Below are 21,410 nucleotides of genomic sequence, written 5' to 3'. Positions count from 1 at the left end.
TAACTTTAGATAAACCGCACAAAGGAACAGTTTACCAACGCATAATTATATACTATAAAGATCTAAAAAACAAAAGTTTTAGTTATTAACATTATCAGGTTCAATACCTAAGATCTGTAAGCTATTTAAAGCTACATTTGCAAAAACTGGAGCAGCAACTGAACCACCCCCATAATGATCCCCTTTAGGATCCTTAATTGTTACAACTATCGCCAAATCAGGATGGCTCGCTGGTACCATGCCAACAAAACTAGCCAAGTATTTAGCTCCATAAGTTCCCCCTTCTAACATCCTAGCAGTACCTGTTTTACCAGCAACATGATACATAGGGATTCTAGCTTTAGGACCTGTTCCACCCATCCCTTCAACGACAGATTCCATCATACTTATCATTTCTTTAGAGTCTTTTTTTGATAGAACAGGCCTTGAATTAATTTGTTCTCCAGGTTGTCTTTTTAAAATTGTCGGTTTGATATACTGACCATCATTGGCAATTGCTGATACTCCAGCTACTAGTTGTAAATCTGTGGCATTCATCCCATAACCAAATGATAAAGTTGCAAGTTGGAAATCTCCCCATTGATCTGTAGGAGGAACATATCCATCTCTTTCTCCAGGAAGCTTTATACCTGTTTTATCACCAAAACCAAAATTTCTTAAAGAAGATTCAAGTATAGTTGGATCTGTTAGGCTTAGTATCATCTTTGAAATACCAACGTTACTTGATTTCATTAGAATATATCTAAGATCTGCATCACCATAATCTCTTTCATCACGCACTGTATTTCTACCGATACGATAATATCCAGGGTGAGTATCAATAACAGGCTCATTCGCACTCACATCATCTCCGTAAGTAAGTGCTGTAGCAGCAGCAAAAGTCTTCATCACAGAACCTAACTCATATACATCAGTAACCGCTCTATTTCTTCGCCTATCAGGATACGCATCAGCCATACTGTTCGGGTTATAAGATGGATAGTTTGCCATAGCCAATATCTCACCAGTATGAACATTCTCAACAATTACAGAACCTGCTTCGGAATTAGTTTTAATCACGCCTTCTTTTAAATATTTATATGCGACATATTGAATTCTAGAATCAATACTTATCTGTAAATTATGACCATTTTTAGGCTCAATATACTTATCTTCATTTTTAGATGCAACACCTCCATGAAGATCTTTTTTGTACTCAAAATACCCATCATGACCTGTTAGAAACTTATTAAACTCAAGCTCAAGCCCCTCTTGACCCTTACCATCAATATTAGTAAATCCAACAATCTGTGAAGCTACCTCTGCTAATGGATAATAACGTTTGAACTCACGTATTACATGAATACCTGTTATATCAAGATCTTTAATTTTCTGTGATAAATATGGCTGAACTTTTCGCTTGATATATACAAAGCCACTACGTCCCTCTCTAGGTTTAACCTGTCTTTCAATTTTTTCTCTTTCTTTCTTAGATAAACCTAAAATATCCATAACTTTTTTCAGTTCCGGACTATTAGCTTTTACATAAAAAGGGTCTACCCAAATAGTATCAACTGGCGTACTTATAGCTAGAGGATTTCCATTTCTATCAACGATTATCCCTCTATAAGCTTTGATATTTATACTTCTATCACTACGGTTATCGCCTTCTTGCTTTAATCTTGGATACTGTATAGTTTCCATATACGTAAGCTTAAAAAATAATACACAGAAACTTATAATAAGAAGGACAATAACAACAAGGTGTCTAAGCTTAGGTCGATAGTTACTCATTATTCGAGTCCTCCCCTTGCTCATTTAGAAAACGTAAATCAGCCTTAGTTGGCAAAGACATTTTTTCTTTTTCTGCAAATTTTTCAACAGCAGTTGGTGCAGCTAAGGAGCTATATTCTAAAACAATCTGGCTCCATTCCTCATCTAGTTTAGAATCTTCTACAATTAAATCTTTTTGTTGATTTAATTGTAGCTTATATTCAAAACGCACAACAATCAGACTAAATGCTGTTATTAACAAAATAAATAACAATGCAAAAGATATCCCAACAGTCTTTCTAAAGAAACTATTTCTAAGCGACTCAAAAAGTCTTATTCTAATTTGACGGTTTGTTAACATCATAGTTTTTCTACCACCCTTAAAATAGCACTTCTCGAGCGAACATTTTGATCAAGTTCATCCTGATTTGCTTTAGATTTTTTTGTAATCCATTTTAGTTTTATAAGACTATTATCTTGAGGTAACATCTTAGTAATACGATTAACTTCTTGCTTTGGAGTAATCAAAGATGTGAATTTTTGCTTAACAATTCTATCCTCTAGTGAGTGGAAGGATATCGCAGCAATCCTTCCACCAGTTTTAATAACATCTAAGATATCTCCTAACAAATCTTCTAAATCACCTAGTTCATTATTAACATAAATTCGTAGAGCTTGAAAACATCTAGTTGCAGGATTTTTCTTTTCTCTCTTACCTATTGTTTCTCTTATAAGGTTTGATAACTCTAGAGTAGTTTTTATACTACCATTTTCCTGTATATACGACTTTACTCTCTGAGCAATTTTTTTTGCAAAACGTTCTTCACCATAAACTTTAAATATATAAGCTAGGTCTTCAACAGATAAATCATCTAAAGCTTGACTTGCTGTAACCCCACTACTAGTATCCATACGCATATCTAAAGGACCATCATGCATAAAGCTAAATCCTCTATCAGCATTATCTAACTGTGGCGAAGAAACACCAAGATCCATAATAATACCATCTATTTTACCTAAAAGATTATTTTGCTGACAATACTTATAGATATTAGCAAAGCTTGTATGAACTATTTCAAAATTATCAGATGTAAAATTATCATTAGCATAGTGTATAGCATCAAGGTCTTTATCAAAAGCTATTAAACGTCCATCATTTAATTTACTTAGTATTGCTCGAGAATGTCCACCTCTTCCAAAGGTTGCATCAACATAAATACCTTCCGGGTTTATATTTAAATCATTTATTGATTCTTGTAATAATACTGAAAAATGCATTTGTTATGCCTTGACTAATTCATTAGTTAGTTTTTTAGCCTTTGAAAAATCTGTCTTACCAGACCCTAATTTAGGTATATCAATAACTTTAAAATAATTTGTTGGTTTATATAAATTTTCTATACCAGAGTGTCTAACAATATCTTTTAAATCACTTGGCTCCAAACTTTCTAAAGTATAGAGTAAACTAATTATCTCACCACGTTTAGTATCTGAAGTGGCAACAGCCAGAACTTCAAAATCAATTTGATGAGAATCGTATCCTTTTTCTCTCAAAGCATCATAAACTTTTTGCTCAAGAAGACCCAAACTTACCATTTCACCAGCTACTTTAGCAAACCTAGAGTATCTATCAACAACAGTTAAATACCCTTCGCCATCAATCTTACCTTTATCTCCTGTTATGTACCATATATGACCACATTTCTCTATCATAACTTCACTAGTCTTCTTAGGGTCATTAAGATAATAATCCATCTTATTAACGCCTCTGTAGATAATCATACCTTCAGTACCTGTTGGAAGCTCCTCGTGAGACTCAGGATGTATAATTTTAAACTGCCCACCTGGCACGGTAAGTCCAACTGTTCCTATCTTATTTGGCGATTTTGTTGGTCTATTAACTGCAGCAACTGGTGAAAGCTCTGTAGTGCCATAACCTTCGTTAATTACCTTATCAAATTTCTCTTCAAACATTGAGCGTACTTCTTTTGATAATTTTTCTGCCCCAGTAACAATAAGCCTAATAGTTGCAAAATCTTCTTTTTCAACTGACTTATTCTTTGTATAAATTCTTAAGAATGTTGGCGTTGCACAAAGTACAGTAGTTTTATTTTTCCTAACTAAATTTGCCACACCTTTAGCATCTGTCGGATCTGGATGACATGCAATATAGCCACCTTGAAAAAGAGAAACCAATGATATAGTCAAACCAAAGGCATGAAAGATTGGCAATATCCCAGCTACAGAGTCATTATCTTTACACTCAATAACATTTGTACTTTGATAAACATTTGCTAGAAGATTTTTCTGTTTAATAGCAATACCTTTTGGTACACCTTCACTACCGCTACTAAAGATTATAAAAGATAAATCTTCTAGTTTTGTTGGTTTGATGTATTTCTTAACAAGCCAATCTGCAGGCAATAGCTTCATGCTTAGTAGCGTTTTAATTGCTTCTAGTTTTGTAATTTTAGCTTTGATATCTTCAAGATAAACAATTTTACAAGTTGAGAATACTTCCTCAACAAAGAAACCTTTATGTGTAAGTTTCTCAACAAATGCCCCAGAAGTTATAATAGTTTTAATATCGGCATTTTTTATCGCGTGTCTTAAAGCATCTTCTGAAGCAGTGTAATTAAGATTAACTATTGATTTAGCACTCATCATTAATGCTAAAATTGCTAGGTAACCACCACCGCTTGTAGGCAAACATATCCCAACATTATCTTCACTTTCAGTAATTTCCTGGAGCTTTTTAGACATTAAAGCAGCCCCAGTCGTAAATTTATATCCGTCTAAACTAACCCCGGTTGTATCTGTTAGGACAAGGTTGTTTTTCGCATTTAGCATTTGCCTAAACCATATTTCTGCTGGAGCTTTAAGTAATTGCAAATATTCTTCCCATGCTCTTACAGATAAATCTTCCATTTCCTCATTTAGAGTTCTTAAACTTTGTAAAGTAGAAATATCAAAGAATACTTGCCTATCTAAATTTTTGCGTTTAGGAAAACTTGGCATTTCAGGGCCGCAGATAAACATTAAAAATCTATGATCATTTTGCTCTAATTGAGAAATAAGATTTTTATTAACTAGCAATACACCTTGATGATCCCAAAAACTAATATGATCAACAAAACCAATACCAATCTTTTGCATAGTTTTTTCTAGACCTTTAGCTCGCTCATCAAAAGTATCTAGCACTGTAATATTTTGGCTATCTAAAAATGTTTTTAGTGCTAGAACACTAATAATACTTGTATCGTTAGCAACAATTATCGAGCCGTTCTTAAACTGTCTAAAATCAATTTCTTTATTACAATCATATATATAAGATTGATTAAGTCTTTTATGGATAGAAGATTTAAGCTGATTTAGGCGCATTTTTATCCTATGTTAATTGACAATGTAAACTTACTGCATAGGATATTATGTTATCATATACTCACATTAATTTTTATAACAATATAACATTTATGCCAGAACTTCCTGAAGTAGAAACAGTCAAAAGAGGATTGACTAAAAATATTATTGGTAAAAAAATACTTGATGTAGAGACATATACAGAAAAACTCCGCTATCCAATTGAAAATACCCAATTATCAAATATTAAAAATAATGAAATAAGAAATGTTCAAAGAAGAGGTAAACATCTGATAATAACATTAAAAGATGATTTACAACTTATAATTCATCTAGGAATGTCTGGAGTTATAAAAATTAAGGAAACAAAGCAGTATGACAGAATCAAACATGATCATATAATTTTACGACTTTCAGACAACATTAGTATAATCTATAACGATCCGCGTAAGTTTGGCTACTGGCTAATAAACTCTAATAACTCGCCACTTGAACATAAAGTTTTGGCTTCTCATGGTGTAGAACCTCTAACAAATGATTTCAACGCTAAATACTTAGTAACAAGACTCTCTAAGACATCTAGAAAGATTAAACAAACCATTATGGATAACTCTATAGTCGTCGGCGTTGGAAATATTTATGCAAGTGAGGCACTTTTTGATAGTAATATATTACCAACTAGAGCTTCTAACACCATTACTAAAAAAGAAGCTGAAAAACTCACGATATCTATAAAAAAGATACTAGAAAAAGCTATTGCTGAAGGTGGTACTACTCTTAAAGACTATAAAAACATAGAAGGAAAACCTGGTTACTTTACTCAACAACTTAATGTTTATGGCAGAGTAAACCAAGAATGCTATACATGTAATACAAAAATTCAAAGCCTAGTAATTGGTCAAAGAAACACTTTTTACTGTAAGAAGTGCCAAAAATAATTCACATATTTAAGAAATATTGATGTATCGAAGCATCATTTGTTAGCTCAGGATGAAAACTACTGACTAGAACATTTCCCTGTCTAACTAAGACTGGTGAATGATTATAGCTAGATAGAACGTCCACATTATCTCCAATAGATACAAATCTGGGAGCTCTAATAAACATACCTGATATACTTCCACCATCAAACTCAAGGTTTGTAATAAAACTATCTAGCTGTCTACCATAAGCATTGCGCTCAACTGTTAAATCTATTAGCCCAAGATAACTAGGTCCTTTTGATAAGATAATACTCCCAGCACAAGTACCAAAAACAGGTTTTTTACTACAAAAATCACGCAATTTATCAAATAAAGAATGTTTCGCTAGTACATTTAAAAGTGTAGTACTTTCTCCACCTGGAATAACCAACTTATCAATACTCTCAAAATCAGCACTAGATTTTACTAACCTCACATCAGCACCCAAAGATTTAAGCATATCGCTATGCTTTGCATAAGCTCCTTGAATTGCTAAGACGCCTACTTTTACTGACATTACCAACCTCTTTCTGAGAACTTTTCAAAATCACAGTTAATACCTGTCATCGGCTCTCCAAGATCCGTTGAAACTTCAGCAAGCAACTTAGGATCATTATAGTAAGTAACTGCACTTACTATAGCTTTTGCTCTTTTTAATGGATCCGCTGATTTAAATATACCTGATCCAACAAAAACTGATTCAGCACCTAATTGCATCATCAATGCTGCATCTGCAGGAGTAGCAACACCACCAGCAGAAAAATTTGGTACAGGTAGCTTACCATTTTTATGAACATATCTAACAAGCTCATATGGGGCTTGCATATTTTTTGCAATAGACATTAGCTCTGTTGGATCGGCACTTTTAATATAGTTTATATCTCTAGTTACTTGTCTTAACTGTCTCACAGCTTCAACAATATTTCCTGTACCAGCCTCACCTTTTGTCCTAATAAGAGCAGCTCCTTCACCTATTCTTCTTAGAGCCTCGCCTAGATTTGTACACCCGCATACAAATGGTACTTTAAAACTTCGTTTATCAACATGATTTATCTCATCTGCTGGGCTTAAAACTTCACTTTCATCAATAAAGTCAACACCTAAAGATTCTAAGATCTGAGCCTCAACAAAATGACCTATCCTTGCTTTTGCCATTACAGGTATAGATACCACAGACATGATTTCTTTGATAAGCTTTGGATCAGACATTCTAGCTATACCGCCATCTTTTCTGATATCAGCAGGCACTCTCTCAAGAGCCATCACAGCCACAGCACCAGCTTCTTGAGCTATTTCAGCTTGTTGTGCATTTACAACATCCATTATAACTCCACCTTTTAACATCTCTGCTAAACCCGTTTTTAAGTTGATTTCAGACATTTTAGAGTACTCCTTTTTGATTTAGTGAAATAAAATACAAGCAACATTATAATATCTTCAACCGCTATAGATAAATTATTTTTTGTTAATAATAAAAACTATTCTCAGAAATATAATTTTATTTAACTCTAAGCTTGGGTTGCTGGAGCTAGCATTTTGATAGTTTTTGTATCTGTATTAATCTCAACTTTATCACCTGTAGGCAGTGTAAAGTTATTTTCACCATGTCCAAAGCTTGCACCCATAAAAGAAGGAATCTTATTTTTAACGAGGTAATACTTAAGTATGCCTTTTAAGGTTTGCTCACCTCTAATAGGCTTTTCACATTTTGTACATTCGCCAAAAACAAAACCATTAATTTTACTGAAAACCCCAGCCAATTGTAGCTGATTCATCATCCTATCTATCTGATAGTTCTTTTCATCAACTTCTTCTACAAATAAGATCTTACCCTTCCAGTTAGGTTCATATTTAGTTCCAATTAAAGCTACTAAATTGCCTAGATTGCCACCTAAGAGAACACCCGTAGCTTTTCCAGGATAAATTGTTTGGGTAGGAGTAACACTTTTAAATATTGCTTTCTTAGAATCAAAAAGAACTTCTTTCATATATTTTCTAGAGAAGTCTGGCCAAGGCTCTACACCTAAGGGTCCATGAAATGTAATTAATCCAGTTTCTTTATTTATAGCTAAAAGCAAAGAAGTTATATCACTAAATCCTATTATGATTTTTGGGTTCTTCGCTATTTGGCTATAGTTAATTAGTGGTAGTAATTGAGCACTACCCCAACCACCTCTAATTTCATAAATAGCCTTAACATTAGGATCGGTAAATGCATTATTTAAATCTTGTGCTCTATACTTTGCCTTAGCAGAAAAATAGCCATCTTGGTAAATAGGATTAACATAGTGCCCTAATTTAACCTTCAAACCTAAAGACTGTAATTTATCTATAGAATCTTGGATTTGCTCAGATGCTACAGCTGATGCTGAGGCTAAAAGTGCTACGGTATCACCTTTATGTAAAGCTTGTGGTCTAACAACATTATTGGCAATAACTATGAAAGGAAACAAGAATATTAAAAAGATAAATTGGCAATACTTATTGATCATATAGTGCCCCAGAAATAACTAATTTAGATTATTTGTTATACATCTAAATTTATAACATTTAGTGCATTTGACTCAATAAAGTTTCTACGTGGCTCAACTTCATCACCCATAAGAGTTGTAAACAAAGCATCAGCTTCAACAGCATCTTTGACAGAAACTTGTAACAATACCCTATTATCTGGATCCATAGTCGTTTCCCAAAGCTGGCCCGGATTCATCTCACCAAGACCTTTATAACGTTGAACATCATTGCCTCTTCTAGCTTCTTGTAATAACCAGTCAATCGCAGACTCAAAATCATCTACATACTCTTTTTTAGATCCTCTTTCCACATATGCACCATCAAAAGATATATCAGACAATACATCACCATATGTAATAAGATCTTCATAGTCTTTAGTTGTAAAGAAGCTATTTTTAACTATATAATCCGTGTCATAACCATTTATATAATGATTAACTCCATAAGAAACTGTTTCTTGATCATCACTATCAATCTCTTTTGATTCTATAAGCTTAAATCTCTCATAAGATAATGCTTTTTCATTACACTTTTCAACAATAGCTTCCCACCACTGTTTAATATCAATATTCTCATCAACATATTTTGTACTATACGCCATAACTCTAAGTAACTTCTCAGGATATGTTTTTGCATATTTTTTAATAACTTTTTCAGATTTTTGATATAACTCATAATAATTAGCTAAGACTTGACCAGATATAACATTACTATTACTAAGATGGATATTAGCTCCTTCAAGACCAATATTACCTAGATATTCTGCTAAAGAATCTTCGTCTTTTAAATATGTTTCTTGCTTACCTTTTTTCACTTTATATAAAGGAGGTTGTGCAATATATAAATACCCTCTTTCTACAAGCTCAGGCATTTGTCTATAGAAAAATGTCAAAAGAAGTGTTCTAATGTGTGAGCCATCAACATCAGCATCCGTCATCAGGATAATTTTATGATATCTAGTTTTATCAGGATTATAATCTTCCTTACCAATACCACAACCAAGCGCTTTAATAAGAGTAGCAACTTCTTGAGAGCCTAACATTTTATCAAAACGTGCTTTTTCAACATTTAGAATCTTACCTTTTAAAGGTAAAATTGCTTGAGTCTTACGATCACGAGCTTGCTTAGCTGAACCACCTGCTGAATCACCCTCTACCAGATATATTTCTGATAAAGATGGATCTTTTTCTTGACAGTCTGCTAACTTACCTGGAAGGCCTGCAATATCCAAAGCTCCCTTACGACGAGTCATATCACGAGCTTTACGTGCAGCTTCACGAGCTTTTGCAGAATCTAAAATCTTCTCGCATACAATTTTAGCTTCTTTAGGGTTCTCTAAAAGAAATTCTTGCAACTTCTCATTTACTAGTGACTCCACAGCTGATTTAACATCTGAAGATACTAGCTTATCTTTTGTCTGAGATGAGAACTTTGGATCTGGAACTTTTACAGACAGTACAGCTGCTAAGCCTTCACGAGTATCTTCTCCTGTTAAAGAAACCTTAAGTTTTTTATTTAAGCCTTCTGATTCTATATAAGAGTTCATTGTTCTAGTAACTGCAGCTTTTAAGCCTGATAAATGAGTACCACCATCGCGTTGAGGAATATTATTTGTAAAGCAGAATATTGATTCTTTATATGAGTCATTCCACTGTAACGCAAGCTCTACTTGAATATCATCCTTGATACCATTTACAGCTATAACATTCTCATGAATTGGTTTTTTACTTTTATTTAAATATTCAACAAAAGCTACAATACCACCATCATATTTAAAGACTTCAGATCTGTTATTAATCTTATCAATAAGCTCTATCTTCACACCAGAGTTTAAAAAAGAAAGCTCTCGAATTCTCTTCATCAAGATATCATAATCAAACTCAACAAAAGAAAAAGTATCTTTACTCGGCTTAAATGTAATTATCGAACCACTTTTATCAGTCTGTTCAAGTTGCTTTAATGGATATTGTGGCACACCATGAGTATACTCTTGAAAATATCTATAACCATTACGACAAATATCTAAAGATAATGATTCAGATAATGCATTTACTACAGATACACCTACACCATGTAAACCGCCTGAAACTTTATAAGAGTTATCATCGAACTTACCGCCAGCATGAAGTATAGTCATTATAACCTCAGCAGCTGATCGGCCTTCTTCTTTATGAATATCTGTCGGGATACCTCGCCCATTATCAGACACTGATACCGAACCATCTTTATTAATGATAACTTTAATGTCATCACAATGTCCTGCTAATGCTTCATCAATAGCATTATCAAGAACTTCAAAGACCATGTGATGTAAACCGCTACCATCATCAGTATCACCAATATACATTCCTGGTCTTTTTCTAACCGCATCTAGACCCTTGAGTACTTTAATACTCGATGAATCATAAGCTTTATTTTCAGACATTAATAAGCTCCAAGTTATATTTTTTATAAACCCAATTAGATACGATTATACCACAAATAAACACTTATATTAATCATGATTCTTAAGTCTGTAAGTAAACATATATAAAATTGTATAAATTAGATTAATAGCTAGAAGTTTAGCTATTTTTTATTTAAAGATATTGATAATAATCATCATATAGGAAATTTTAAGAAATATTTTATTGTAGAATAAGATTAGTCTTATCTTGATTGAGATAGTAAGTAATGAACTAATAAAGGTACTGGTCTACCAGTTGCTTTACAATTTGCAAAATCGCCCATAGCAGAGCCTGCTACATCAAGGTGCGCCCATTCATAATCTTCTGTAAACCTAGATAAAAATAGTCCTGCACATATTGATCCTGCAGCCCTACCACGACTAGAGTTATCCATATCAGCAACTTTACTATCTAGCTTTTTAAGATAAGGCTTGTGTAGTGGTAATCTCCAAACAGGATCACTAGAAGCATTAGCAGCTTGCTGTAAGCTATTTGCTAACTTATCACTATTTGTCATTAACCCAGAAAAAGCATCTCCTAACGCCATTATTATAGCTCCAGTTAAAGTTGCTATATCTATAACAGTTTTTGGTTTGTACTTCCCAATATAAGTTAGAGTATCACATAATACTAGTCGGCCTTCAGCATCAGTATTACTTACCTCAACTGTTATACCTTTCATGCTCTTAAGTACATCACCAGGTCTATATGATCTTGCATCAACAGCATTCTCAGCAAGTGCCATAACACCAACAACATTAACAGGTAAATTAAGCATAGCTACAGTTTTCATAATACCCATAACAGTCGCAGCGCCACCCATATCCATTTTCATAGTATCCATACCTGCTGCAGGCTTAATACAGATACCACCATTATCAAATACTAAACCTTTACCAACTAAAACTATAGGAGCTTGGTCTTCATCTCCACCGTTATACTCCATACAAACTGTATAGTTAGACATATCAGAACCTCTACCAACTGCTAAAGCACACCCCATGCCTTGCTCAGCCATAGCATCCTGATCTAAATAATCTAAATTAAATGCTTCATATTTTGATGTAAGTTCTCTAGCTTCATTTAGCATATAGTCTGTATTACAAATATTTGCTGGTAAGTTTTGTAAATCTTTTGCATAGTTTTGACCGCACGCAATAGCCGAACCAATTTTAGCTGCCTCATCAATATCTTGATCACCTGAATAAACCAACTCGATTTGCTCTAGAGAATAATTCTGTTTCTTTGATTTTAACTGATCAAAAACATAAGTCTCTGATATAAGAGCTCTAATTGTATCTAATGTAAACTGCTTAGCATCACCACTTTCAAATGCATAATCAATATTTACAGAAACCTCTTTTATATCTAGTCTTTTTAGCTCTTCTGCAGCTTTTGCTATTACTTTATCGTATTCTGAAGCTATAAAGTCTTGTCGTAAACCAAGACCTAAAAGAATAACAGTTCTATCAGCATGCAATAATGGCAGCACCTCTGCAGACTTTGCTTTAAATACTTTCCTATCCAGTAAAGATCTCGAGTTTGGACATTCTGTTTCATTGATAAGATTTTGTAAATTCTCTTGTGCTACGATTATTATCTGAGCAGGCATTGTAGCCTGACTATTTACTACTAATTTCATTTACGCTCCATTTATTAATTTTTAGAACAAATTTTAAGGACATAATAACAAAAAAGTATAACTAAAACATTAAAATTTAGCACAGGCAATTGTTAACTACTGACTTTTGTTTATAAAAAATATAAAATTAGTGTTAGTTTAATTTTATCATAAATATAGAGCCAAACATTGATTCTAGAAAAGTACTACAATAGAGATATAGTTAACACATTCACATCTATAACTCTATTTATAATATCTATAGTATCTGCTAACCTTCTTATTAGGCTTTTTCATGAAGCTTATGCAAGAGGGCTAGGGATAGATTCAATAATAAAGTTTGTTATCTTAACTCTTCCAGAAAACGTAAGTTTGATAGCTCCAATAGCTATGTTTCTAGCAATTATTATTTGTTTTGGTAAATACTTTTCAAATAACGAAATGTTTGTAACTCTTGCTGGCGGTGTAACATGGATGGAGATAGTTAAAAACACGCTTAAACCAGCTGTAGTTTTAACTATAATAACACTTGTTACAACAATGTATCTTACTCCTCTTTCAAAACAGACTTCTGACATATACCAGTCATCTTTATCAGCTCAAGCACTATTATCTTCGGTTACTGATGATAAAATCATAAAGATCCCAGGGGGAAAAGTACTATACATAAAAGATAAATCAGGGAACAAGCTACATAATGTTTTTTTATACCAAAAAGATCCAAAAGAAAGTGAATACAAAGTTATAACTGCTCCAAATGCAGAAATTGACTCAAATAGCAAAGCTGCTTATGTTGATTTTAAAAATGTAAACATCTATTCAAGAGATCCCACAACCTTTAAATCAAGTTATGGTAAAGCTGATAAAGCTATTTATACGATTTATGATAATACTATTAGAGATTTTAACCACCAAAGAGTTGATAGATACTACATGCACTCATTAATAGAAAACTTTGACAATAAAGATTCAAAACTTGCAACTGCATGTGAAGGAGAGTTTTTCTCACGTATAAATAACTCCTTATCTGTGCTTGTAGCATCTTTAATTGCTCTAGCGCTTTGTCGTTTGAGGCCAAGACAAAATAAATATGCTAAGTTATTGCCAGCTGTTATTGTATTAGCAATATATCTTTGTACAAATATGTTTATTAATACCTGTATGACTAATGGATCAATACCTGTATGGATAGGTGTATGGTTACCTCATATAGTATTTATAATATTTGCTATCAAAGCTATTAGAAAACAAAATGGATCGTCTAAAAAGGATAAGTAATGCTATTAAATCGTATAGACCGTTATATTTTTAAAACTGTATTTGGTAGCTTTCTAATAGTTACAATAATATTTTGTATTCTCTTTTTCATTTTCACTTATCTTGCACAAGTAAGTAATAACAATAGTAACGCCAGTAATATTGAACTAATTATCAATACTTTTTATCAGCTCCCTGGAATACTTTATACACTGCTACCTGCATGTGCTATGGTTGGTGCTCTTATGGGACTTAGTTTATTAGCTAACCATTCTGAGATCATTATCCTTAGAGCATCAGGACGCTCAACCTTTCAAATAGCTAAAGGAGTTGTTTTAGTTGGTATAATTGGTTCTTTAGTTACTATGGTTTTTGGTGGATACATAGCACCTGTACTTCAAAAAATATCAGATACAAACACAGTTGCATACAACACATATGACCTTTGGTTTAAAACTAAAGATGGTTTGATGAACATTACAGATATCGACCCAAAAAAGAAAACAGCTTTTGGCATTAGAAAATTTATTGTAGAAGATAATAAAATTAAGCAAATACGTTTTGCACAATCAGCAAAATATACAAATGATACTGTAGCAGATGTATTTAATATAAGCACAGTTACATTCCCAACTAAAGATGAACAAAAGCATATTCATGTAGAAATAGGTATAAACAAAACAAATTGGTCAAACCCTATTCCAATATCAGTAGCTCAAGTTATTACTATTAATGATGATAACTATTTAAACTTTAATCAATTAAGTAAGTACATGTTTTCTCGAGGTCAAACTAATGATACAGCTATAGCTTTAAAATTCTGGCAAGAAATATTTCAACCAATATCTTTAATGGTTTTAATACTTTTATCAGTACCTTTAAGTATCGGATCAACAAGGTCATCAACTTTAATAATAAAGCTAATCCTCGGAGCATTTTTTGGTTTTGCATTCTTTATTATTAACCAGATTTTTGGTCCTATTGCTTTAATAATGCATATCCCTCCTATATTTGGAGCTGCAGGCCCAACAGCAGTAGCTTTAGTATTATTAATTTACTTATTTATAAAGTCAAAAGAAACGTAATTAACATATGAACATATCAAAATACTCACTAGATAACGATCTAAACGTATATATAAAAAAAGACTCTCGAGCTCCTGTAGTTTTATCACAAATATGGTACAAGGTTGGTTCAACATATGAACCTAAAAAGCTTACTGGTATTTCTCACATGCTAGAACATATGATGTTTAAGGGTACTGACAAATACTCAAAAGACGATTTAAACAGCATTGTAGAGAACAATGGTGGTCTTCAAAATGCTTTTACAAGCTTTGACTATACAGCCTATTATCAATTTTGGCATAAAAAAAATCTTGAGCTTAGTTTATCTATAGAATCTTCGCGTATGGCAAACTTATTGTTTGATAATAATGAATTTGCTCCAGAAAGAAAAGTTGTTTTAGAAGAGCGCAATCTACGTGTTGATGACAAAGCTTTTAGTTATGCTTTTGAACAATTTATGAAACTTGCTTATCAAACTAATTCTCGCCATTCGCCTATTATTGGCTGGCGAGAAGATATTGAAAACTATACTCTTAGTAATCTCAAAGACTGGTATCAACAGCATTATGCTCCAAATAACTCAAGTATTGTTTTAGTAGGCGATATTGATGAGAAATCAACTATTGCAATGGTAAAAGAATATTTTGGCAATATTCCTAAATCAACTCTTAAAAATTATAACCAAGAACCTAGCTTAATAAACTTTGGCTATAGATACTCAAAGATTAAAAAATCCCCAAATGATACTGATGCTGCAATACTAGGATATATAACCCCTTCTCTAACTACTAACTATGAAGAAAATGATCCTTTCGCACTTATGGTTTTAAATAATATTATCGGTAGTGCTGATGCCTCAATACTACAGCAAAAACTAGTACGAGAAGAAAATCTATGTTGCCATATCGATAGCGAATACTCACCTTTCATAAAAGGAGAAGATATATTCATTATCACAGCTATAGCTAATCATGATCAAGATTTAGAGAATATTCAAGAAAAGATAGAGAGAACTATAGATAATTTAAAAACAGCAGGTATTTCTCAAGAACAATTAAATAGAGCTAAAGTAACTATAAAAGCTGATAAAGTCTTTGCTATGGACTCCCTAGAAACTCAAGCAAACCTTATTGGCTCTCTGGCTAGTATCAACCTTGATGTTGATTACTATAAATATTTAGAAAAACTTTATGATGTGACTGTTGAAGATGTAAATCGAGTTCTTAATAAATATTTTAACAAAGAGAACCTTACATCTTTACATTTACTAAGAGATTAAACAATGATCCAAAAATTTAATATAGATAACACACCAATATATTTTCAAGAATCACAAAGCCTTCCAATGCTAGATATACAGCTAAACTTCAGAGCAGGTTCAGCATTCGATGGTAATTTGAACGGTCTAGCTGATCTTGCTGTAAGTATGTTTGCAACTAAAACACAAATATCTAGTGAGCAAGAGCTTATAAATAAGATCACAGACATTGGTGTATCAATACATGCTGAAACCACTAAAGAGTTTTTTAACATTAAAATTCGTCTGCTAAATGATAAGGAAATTATTGATAAAACTATTAAGATCCTTCATGAGATATTTACAGCTCCTGATTTTGACCAAAATATATTAGATAGAGAAAAAATCCAAACTCTAACTCATATCAATTACCTAACTCAGCAGCCTAATTATTTAGCATCTCTAGAGTTTTCAAAAAATATTTTTGCAAATAATCCTTATAAACATCCTGTTATTGGCTATGAAAATAGTGTTCAAAATATAAGCATTAAAGATATAGAAGGTTTCTTTAGTAAATATATTTGTGCAAATAATTCTAATATTTGTATTGTTGGGGCTGTTGAGCTAGATCAAGCAAGAGATATCTCTCAACAAATTCTAGACTCATTGCCTAAAGGTGTTAAAAATACTCTATCATTTGAACAAAAAGCAAATAATACAAAAATCATTAAAAAAACTTTTGATAGTAAACAAACATCTATTTTAATGGGACATCAATTATTGCTAGATATAAGTGATCCTTTATATTTTCCACTAAAACTAGGTAATGAAATACTTGGTGGCGGAGGCCTAAATTCACTATTATTCAATAAAGTACGTGAAGAGCTTGGGTTAGTTTATAATATTGGTAGCAATGCAAACCTTAACCCAGATTATGGTAGTTTTGTAATATCTGCTCAAACTAGTAATCCAAAGCTAGCTCTAGAAACTATAAATGATGTTTATAGTAATTTCATCCAAAGTATAGTAGATGATGAAACTCTAGAAAACTCAAAAAAACATATTGAGGGAACTCACTTAATTAGCTGTGTAAAAAATAGCTCAAAGTTAAATATGTTATCATCTATAGCAAATAAAGATCTAGCTATAGATTTCTTTGACACCTATGTTGGAAACATCAAAAATGTAACTGCTCAACAAATACACGACTCATTCTTACAAATTCAACAAAATAAATTTATAACTGTAATGGTTGGAGATGTTTAACTGTGAAAACAAACACTATTCGTGTAGTTTCTGGAAAATATAAAAACCGCAGACTTAAATTTCCTAACATAAATGGTCTACGGCCTACTTCTGATCAGCTCAAAGAAACTATATTTAACTGGCTTGCTCCTTATATACATGACAGTGTTTGTATTGATGCTTTTGCTGGTAGTGGTAGCCTAGGTATCGAAAGTTTATCCAGAGGTGCTACTAAAGCTATATTTTATGAACTTAATTTTAAAGCTCTACAGCAAATTAAAGATAATCTTAAAACACTTGATATCTTAAATTTTGAAATAGCTAAGACTGATAGTATAAAAGCTCTTACAAAACTAGATATCAAAGACTCTCAGCTAATTATATTTCTTGATCCACCTTTTAATAAAAATCTAGTTCCCAAAGCACTAACCTCAATAGCTGAAAATAAACTTATTACCAAAGACTCTATCATATATATTGAAACTGAGAAGCAGGCCAAATACTCACTAGATGGCTTTGATATTCTAAAAGAAAAGAGTACTTCTAATATTTGTGCAAAACTAATCATAAAAAAGATTTAATTTTGAAAAATAATCTCTAAAATAATAGCCATCTATAAGCTATTGGAGATAGCGATGTATCATATTGGTATTACAGGACCATTAATTTTTACCATAATGTTTCTTTTAGGAATAATTGCTGAAAGTATGACTGGGGTTATATCATCCTCAAGAAGAAATATGGATGCTTTTGGAGTCGTTACCATTGCCCTAACAACGGCTTTAGGTGGTGGCGTAGTAAGAGATGTATTATTAGGTAACTTACCTGTAACTATTATCTTAAATCCTCACTATATAGTTATCTGCTTATTTTTCTCAATCATAGCTATTTTTACGCAAAAATATGTAAATAAATTTTATAAAATATTTTTAATACTTGACTCTATAGGTCTTATTGCTTTTGCATATATAGGTAGTTCTATAGCATATCATGTCTGCACTGCTGTTTTTGCTATGCACTTTTTTAGTGTATTTATCGTTGGTATTGTTATTGCTATTCTTAATGGTGTTGCCGGAGGAATTATGAGAGACATGATTTGTAATGATATTCCTGTTGCATTCACATCTGAGCTATATGCCTCTGTAGCAGGGATAGTTGGTGGTATGAATATTGTATTTATATATCTAAATATAAACTTATACTTAAGTGCCGCAATAATAATAGGCATTGGACTAACTATAAGAATAATGTCTATAGTATATAAATGGAAGCTGCCTATTATTTAGCACAAATATAAATTGATTATGAAAATTATTAAAAACCTCTTATTACTTATTTTACTCATCCCTTGTTCACTAATTGCTGAGCAAAAAATAGTTAATGGTATACCTATTAATATCTTAAAAGGTTCTAACTATGAGATGGGAGTAGAATATGGCCAACAAATGCGCCAACAAATGTCAGAGTCATTAAAAATTATTGAAAACTATTATATAAAGCAAAAAGGACTTACTTATAACGATTTATTTAAACAAGCAAATGAACTTTATAAAAGGTTTCCTGATAAATATAAATCTATACTTAAAGGTGCTGCTAAAGGAGCTAATATAAGTCTAAATGATGAAATTATACTTAATGGTATGGAAACTCTTGTTGTAATAAAAGCAGCTAAACCAAAATTAAACAGCGGTTGTGCCTTTGCTTCTATTTCACAAAAAAGTAGCTACTCAAATAGCAGAATAATTCTTAGAAATTATGACTACTCAAAACCATTTAATAAAATTAGTAAGCTTCTAAGTATTACAACTTTCAATTTTAGTACAGGTTATCCTGTAGCTATTATAGCTATGCCAGGTCAACTATACTGTCCATCTTGTTTAAATAGTAAAGGTGTATTTATAGAATTAAATAATGGCTTTTTATCTGGTGGCTCTTCAGTAAATGCAAATAAAGAAACTATGCTTATACAAATGCTTAGTATGTTAAGAACCTCTAAAGATATAGCTCAACTTAATAATAAGCTAGAAGCTACTCAATCAGATTTTTCACTAATTATTAATGCTGGAGATAGCAATAACACTATTTCTTATGAATACTCTTCGACTAAAGGCCACAAAAAAGATAATATACAACCAAACTCAAATTTTGTAGTAACTAATAACTTTCTTAGCCCTAAGTGGGGAGACTTAGTACCAAAACCAAATATAAAAACTATGGGTTCAAGCATAACAAGAAGAAGCAACCTTACAAAACTTATAGAGAGCTATCAAACGATAGATATTCCTACAGCTAAAAAAATAATGGATACAAATGTAAGAAATGGCGGTGCTAAAAATCCATATACTATTTATCAGATAATCTATGATACTAAGGCAAAAAATATATATCTAAATCTAGAAGATAATAAAGGATGGAGGGAAATTCCTTTTAAAGATATATTCTAGATACCACTGTGAAAGCGAAATTCATTGTCAGCAGATAATATAAGCTCTTTTTCTACCTCACCTATTCTTTTTATATCTTCACCTATATCTTTTGATGAGTATTTCTCAGCAAATGTTAGATAAATAGTAAAATGCCTTTTTTCAGATTCTAATAAACCATTATAAAACTTTTGTAGATCATGATCTAAGTACGGTGCAACTTTTGCAAATCTTTCACAAGATCTAGCCTCAATATATGCTCCTATTATTAATGCATCTATAAATCGCCCTTCTTTATCAGTACGAGCTGTTTTTATAAGTTGACTAGCATATCTTGATGCTGAAATAGCCTTATATTCAATATTACGTCTTTTTAAAATTCGCATAACTTGCTCAAAGTGAACAAGCTCCTCTCGAGCTATTTTTGACATCCTTGTCACTAAATCATACTTGTCAGGATGGCGATAAATATATGTCATTGCTGATGAAGCAGCCTTCATCTCGCAATGAGCATGATCTATTAGCATTAGTTCAATATTATCTAAAGCTTTCTTAATCCATTGATTAGGAGTTTCACATAATAAAAAGTTTTCTATGGTTGCAAAATTAGCATATTGAATTTTTGTCATTTATGATTATTAAGATTCTAATAAGAAAATACCCAATATTATATACATAAAACACCTCAAAATGTGTATTTTATATTAAAAGTATTTTTAAGTCTTTTTAACACTATAATCGATGACTAATATATCTATAACGCCTAAGTTTAAACTGTAAATATTATCTACTAAATTCCAAATAAAATTTAACTTCTGTATCACACAATACCCGAATAAACTTTACAAAGTTGTAATATTAAATAAAAATAGTGTAAACTAAACGTCCTTTTTAGCAAAAGATAGACTAATGATTAAACAAGAAGATAAAATTAAACTTATTTCAAAAGCTATAGAGGCATTTCACAATGCATATGCTCCATACTCAAATTTCAAAGTTGGTTCTGCTTTGCTTATGAAAAGTGGTGAAATAGTTTTAGGTGCAAATATTGAAAACTGTGCATATGGACCATCAAACTGTGCCGAACGTTCAGCATTATTTAGTGCATATAGCCAAGGCTATATCAAAGATGATATCACTATGATAGCAATTGTTACAGATACTCCTAAAGCTTCAACTCCTTGTGGAGTTTGTCGCCAAGTAATAGCGGAGCTAATGGATAAAAATTGTCCTATTATTTTATCGAACCTAGATCAATCAGATGTTAGAGAAACAGATATAGAAAAACTTTTACCAGATAGCTTTGTTTTAGTTTAAAGCTACTTAATTAAATTTTCATATAAGTATTTCTTTAATTTTAATATCTTTTTGATTTCATAACATAAGCACATCATATATAGTTTTAATTAGGTTCTGTGCACAAAAAATATAAATTAGATTGAAAATAGCTAAACCGTTGTTATTTAAAAGTTGAAAGGCAGTAAATATCAAGGGTTTAGCAAATGCATTATCATATAAAAGAAGT

The 21,410-nt window shown here is 32.0% G+C and carries 19 protein-coding genes; 9 read left to right on the top strand and 10 right to left on the bottom strand.

Annotation, left to right across the window (positions count from 1 at the left end; genetic code table 11):
• Positions 1-78: 78 nt before the first annotated feature.
• Genes AB8E56_RS02715 through AB8E56_RS02700 form a run of 4 tightly spaced genes read right to left on the bottom strand, consistent with a single transcriptional unit; the run spans position 79 to position 5,133 of the window.
• Positions 79-1,773 carry a penicillin-binding protein 2 gene (locus tag AB8E56_RS02715; RefSeq protein ID WP_329477715.1) on the bottom strand — a complete coding sequence of 565 codons (1,695 nt, stop codon included), beginning with the start codon at positions 1,771-1,773 and terminating at the stop codon, positions 79-81.
• Positions 1,766-2,116 (bottom strand): cell division protein FtsL, encoded by a 351-nt coding sequence (gene ftsL / locus AB8E56_RS02710; protein ID WP_329477712.1) that lies wholly within the window; start codon positions 2,114-2,116, stop codon positions 1,766-1,768. Before ftsL ends, AB8E56_RS02715 begins: the two co-directional genes overlap by 8 nt.
• Positions 2,113-3,030, bottom strand: a complete 918-nt coding sequence (gene rsmH, locus AB8E56_RS02705; RefSeq protein WP_329477710.1) for a 16S rRNA (cytosine(1402)-N(4))-methyltransferase RsmH — start codon at positions 3,028-3,030, stop codon at positions 2,113-2,115. The genes ftsL and rsmH overlap by 4 nt, the downstream gene beginning before the upstream one ends.
• 3 nt (positions 3,031-3,033) lie before the next feature.
• Positions 3,034-5,133: an AMP-binding protein gene (locus AB8E56_RS02700; RefSeq protein ID WP_329477708.1), complete on the bottom strand. Its 2,100-nt coding sequence runs from the start codon at positions 5,131-5,133 to the stop codon at positions 3,034-3,036.
• Between the two features lie 92 nt (positions 5,134-5,225).
• On the opposite strand from AB8E56_RS02700, the gene mutM reads away from it, so the two are divergent.
• A complete protein-coding gene (mutM, locus tag AB8E56_RS02695) occupies positions 5,226-6,050 on the top strand; it encodes a bifunctional DNA-formamidopyrimidine glycosylase/DNA-(apurinic or apyrimidinic site) lyase (RefSeq protein WP_329477754.1) in 825 nt (274 codons plus the stop codon).
• A 1-nt stretch (position 6,051) separates the two neighbouring features.
• Here mutM and pdxT read toward each other — a convergent pair whose 3' ends face one another.
• From pdxT to AB8E56_RS02670, 5 genes are all read right to left on the bottom strand, one after another.
• Positions 6,052-6,591 (bottom strand): pyridoxal 5'-phosphate synthase glutaminase subunit PdxT, encoded by a 540-nt coding sequence (gene pdxT / locus AB8E56_RS02690; protein WP_329477706.1) that lies wholly within the window; start codon positions 6,589-6,591, stop codon positions 6,052-6,054.
• Positions 6,591-7,454, bottom strand: a complete 864-nt coding sequence (gene pdxS / locus AB8E56_RS02685; RefSeq protein WP_329477704.1) for a pyridoxal 5'-phosphate synthase lyase subunit PdxS — start codon at positions 7,452-7,454, stop codon at positions 6,591-6,593. Before pdxS ends, pdxT begins: the two co-directional genes overlap by 1 nt.
• Before the next feature lie 128 nt (positions 7,455-7,582).
• The gene (locus AB8E56_RS02680) at positions 7,583-8,566 is read right to left on the bottom strand and encodes an LD-carboxypeptidase (RefSeq protein WP_329477702.1); all 984 of its coding nucleotides are present in this window, start codon (positions 8,564-8,566) and stop codon (positions 7,583-7,585) included.
• Positions 8,567-8,601: 35 nt separating this feature from the next.
• On the bottom strand, positions 8,602-11,013 hold the full coding sequence (gene gyrB, locus AB8E56_RS02675; RefSeq protein ID WP_329477700.1) for a DNA topoisomerase (ATP-hydrolyzing) subunit B: 2,412 nt from the start codon (positions 11,011-11,013) through the stop codon (positions 8,602-8,604).
• Positions 11,014-11,237: 224 nt separating this feature from the next.
• Positions 11,238-12,677: a leucyl aminopeptidase gene (locus AB8E56_RS02670; protein WP_329477698.1), complete on the bottom strand. Its 1,440-nt coding sequence runs from the start codon at positions 12,675-12,677 to the stop codon at positions 11,238-11,240.
• 168 nt (positions 12,678-12,845) lie between these two features.
• On the opposite strand from AB8E56_RS02670, the gene lptF reads away from it, so the two are divergent.
• Genes lptF through AB8E56_RS02635 form a run of 7 tightly spaced genes read left to right on the top strand, consistent with a single transcriptional unit; the run spans position 12,846 to position 19,906 of the window.
• Positions 12,846-13,934, top strand: coding sequence for an LPS export ABC transporter permease LptF (gene lptF / locus AB8E56_RS02665; protein WP_329477696.1), 1,089 nt, complete (start codon positions 12,846-12,848; stop codon positions 13,932-13,934).
• Complete coding sequence (gene lptG, locus AB8E56_RS02660; RefSeq protein ID WP_329477694.1) at positions 13,934-14,998, top strand: LPS export ABC transporter permease LptG; 1,065 nt, start codon at positions 13,934-13,936, stop codon at positions 14,996-14,998. Before lptF ends, lptG begins: the two co-directional genes overlap by 1 nt.
• Positions 14,999-15,005: 7 nt before the next feature.
• Positions 15,006-16,259, top strand: coding sequence for a pitrilysin family protein (locus tag AB8E56_RS02655; RefSeq protein ID WP_329477692.1), 1,254 nt, complete (start codon positions 15,006-15,008; stop codon positions 16,257-16,259).
• 3 nt (positions 16,260-16,262) lie between these two features.
• Positions 16,263-17,483, top strand: coding sequence for a pitrilysin family protein (locus AB8E56_RS02650; protein WP_329477690.1), 1,221 nt, complete (start codon positions 16,263-16,265; stop codon positions 17,481-17,483).
• Between the two features lie 2 nt (positions 17,484-17,485).
• Positions 17,486-18,043, top strand: coding sequence for a 16S rRNA (guanine(966)-N(2))-methyltransferase RsmD (rsmD, locus tag AB8E56_RS02645; protein ID WP_329477688.1), 558 nt, complete (start codon positions 17,486-17,488; stop codon positions 18,041-18,043).
• A 54-nt stretch (positions 18,044-18,097) separates the two neighbouring features.
• Entirely contained in the window at positions 18,098-18,748 is a 651-nt protein-coding gene (locus AB8E56_RS02640) for a trimeric intracellular cation channel family protein (RefSeq protein WP_329477686.1), read from the top strand.
• An 18-nt stretch (positions 18,749-18,766) separates the two neighbouring features.
• Positions 18,767-19,906, top strand: coding sequence for a C45 family autoproteolytic acyltransferase/hydolase (locus tag AB8E56_RS02635; protein ID WP_329477684.1), 1,140 nt, complete (start codon positions 18,767-18,769; stop codon positions 19,904-19,906).
• On the opposite strand, the gene AB8E56_RS02630 is transcribed toward AB8E56_RS02635, so the two are convergent.
• Positions 19,903-20,514 carry a tRNA-(ms[2]io[6]A)-hydroxylase gene (locus tag AB8E56_RS02630; RefSeq protein ID WP_329477682.1) on the bottom strand — a complete coding sequence of 204 codons (612 nt, stop codon included), beginning with the start codon at positions 20,512-20,514 and terminating at the stop codon, positions 19,903-19,905. The two genes, AB8E56_RS02635 and AB8E56_RS02630, sit on opposite strands and share 4 nt — an antisense overlap.
• Positions 20,515-20,794: 280 nt before the next feature.
• Here AB8E56_RS02630 and cdd point away from each other — a divergent pair, with 280 nt between their 5' ends.
• The gene (gene cdd, locus AB8E56_RS02625; RefSeq protein WP_329477680.1) at positions 20,795-21,202 is read left to right on the top strand and encodes a cytidine deaminase; all 408 of its coding nucleotides are present in this window, start codon (positions 20,795-20,797) and stop codon (positions 21,200-21,202) included.
• Positions 21,203-21,410 lie beyond the last annotated feature (208 nt).

This window comes from Francisella sp. 19X1-34, from assembly GCF_041102755.1.
Classification (GTDB): Bacteria; Pseudomonadota; Gammaproteobacteria; order Francisellales; family Francisellaceae; genus Francisella.
This window is presented reverse-complemented; position numbering and strand designations above follow the sequence as displayed.

Coding starts and splice junctions, on each gene's coding strand:
- AB8E56_RS02680 (WP_329477702.1), bottom strand. CDS start 8,566: ATGATCAATAAGTATTGCCAATTTATCTTTTTAATATTCTTGTTTCCT.
- AB8E56_RS02715 (WP_329477715.1), bottom strand. CDS start 1,773: ATGAGTAACTATCGACCTAAGCTTAGACACCTTGTTGTTATTGTCCTT.
- AB8E56_RS02635 (WP_329477684.1), top strand. CDS start 18,767: ATGAAAATTATTAAAAACCTCTTATTACTTATTTTACTCATCCCTTGT.
- AB8E56_RS02700 (WP_329477708.1), bottom strand. CDS start 5,133: ATGCGCCTAAATCAGCTTAAATCTTCTATCCATAAAAGACTTAATCAA.
- pdxS (WP_329477704.1), bottom strand. CDS start 7,454: ATGTCTGAAATCAACTTAAAAACGGGTTTAGCAGAGATGTTAAAAGGT.
- AB8E56_RS02670 (WP_329477698.1), bottom strand. CDS start 12,677: ATGAAATTAGTAGTAAATAGTCAGGCTACAATGCCTGCTCAGATAATA.
- AB8E56_RS02630 (WP_329477682.1), bottom strand. CDS start 20,514: ATGACAAAAATTCAATATGCTAATTTTGCAACCATAGAAAACTTTTTA.
- AB8E56_RS02650 (WP_329477690.1), top strand. CDS start 16,263: ATGATCCAAAAATTTAATATAGATAACACACCAATATATTTTCAAGAA.
- AB8E56_RS02640 (WP_329477686.1), top strand. CDS start 18,098: ATGTATCATATTGGTATTACAGGACCATTAATTTTTACCATAATGTTT.
- pdxT (WP_329477706.1), bottom strand. CDS start 6,591: ATGTCAGTAAAAGTAGGCGTCTTAGCAATTCAAGGAGCTTATGCAAAG.
- cdd (WP_329477680.1), top strand. CDS start 20,795: ATGATTAAACAAGAAGATAAAATTAAACTTATTTCAAAAGCTATAGAG.
- AB8E56_RS02655 (WP_329477692.1), top strand. CDS start 15,006: ATGAACATATCAAAATACTCACTAGATAACGATCTAAACGTATATATA.
- gyrB (WP_329477700.1), bottom strand. CDS start 11,013: ATGTCTGAAAATAAAGCTTATGATTCATCGAGTATTAAAGTACTCAAG.
- rsmH (WP_329477710.1), bottom strand. CDS start 3,030: ATGCATTTTTCAGTATTATTACAAGAATCAATAAATGATTTAAATATA.
- ftsL (WP_329477712.1), bottom strand. CDS start 2,116: ATGATGTTAACAAACCGTCAAATTAGAATAAGACTTTTTGAGTCGCTT.
- mutM (WP_329477754.1), top strand. CDS start 5,226: ATGCCAGAACTTCCTGAAGTAGAAACAGTCAAAAGAGGATTGACTAAA.
- lptG (WP_329477694.1), top strand. CDS start 13,934: ATGCTATTAAATCGTATAGACCGTTATATTTTTAAAACTGTATTTGGT.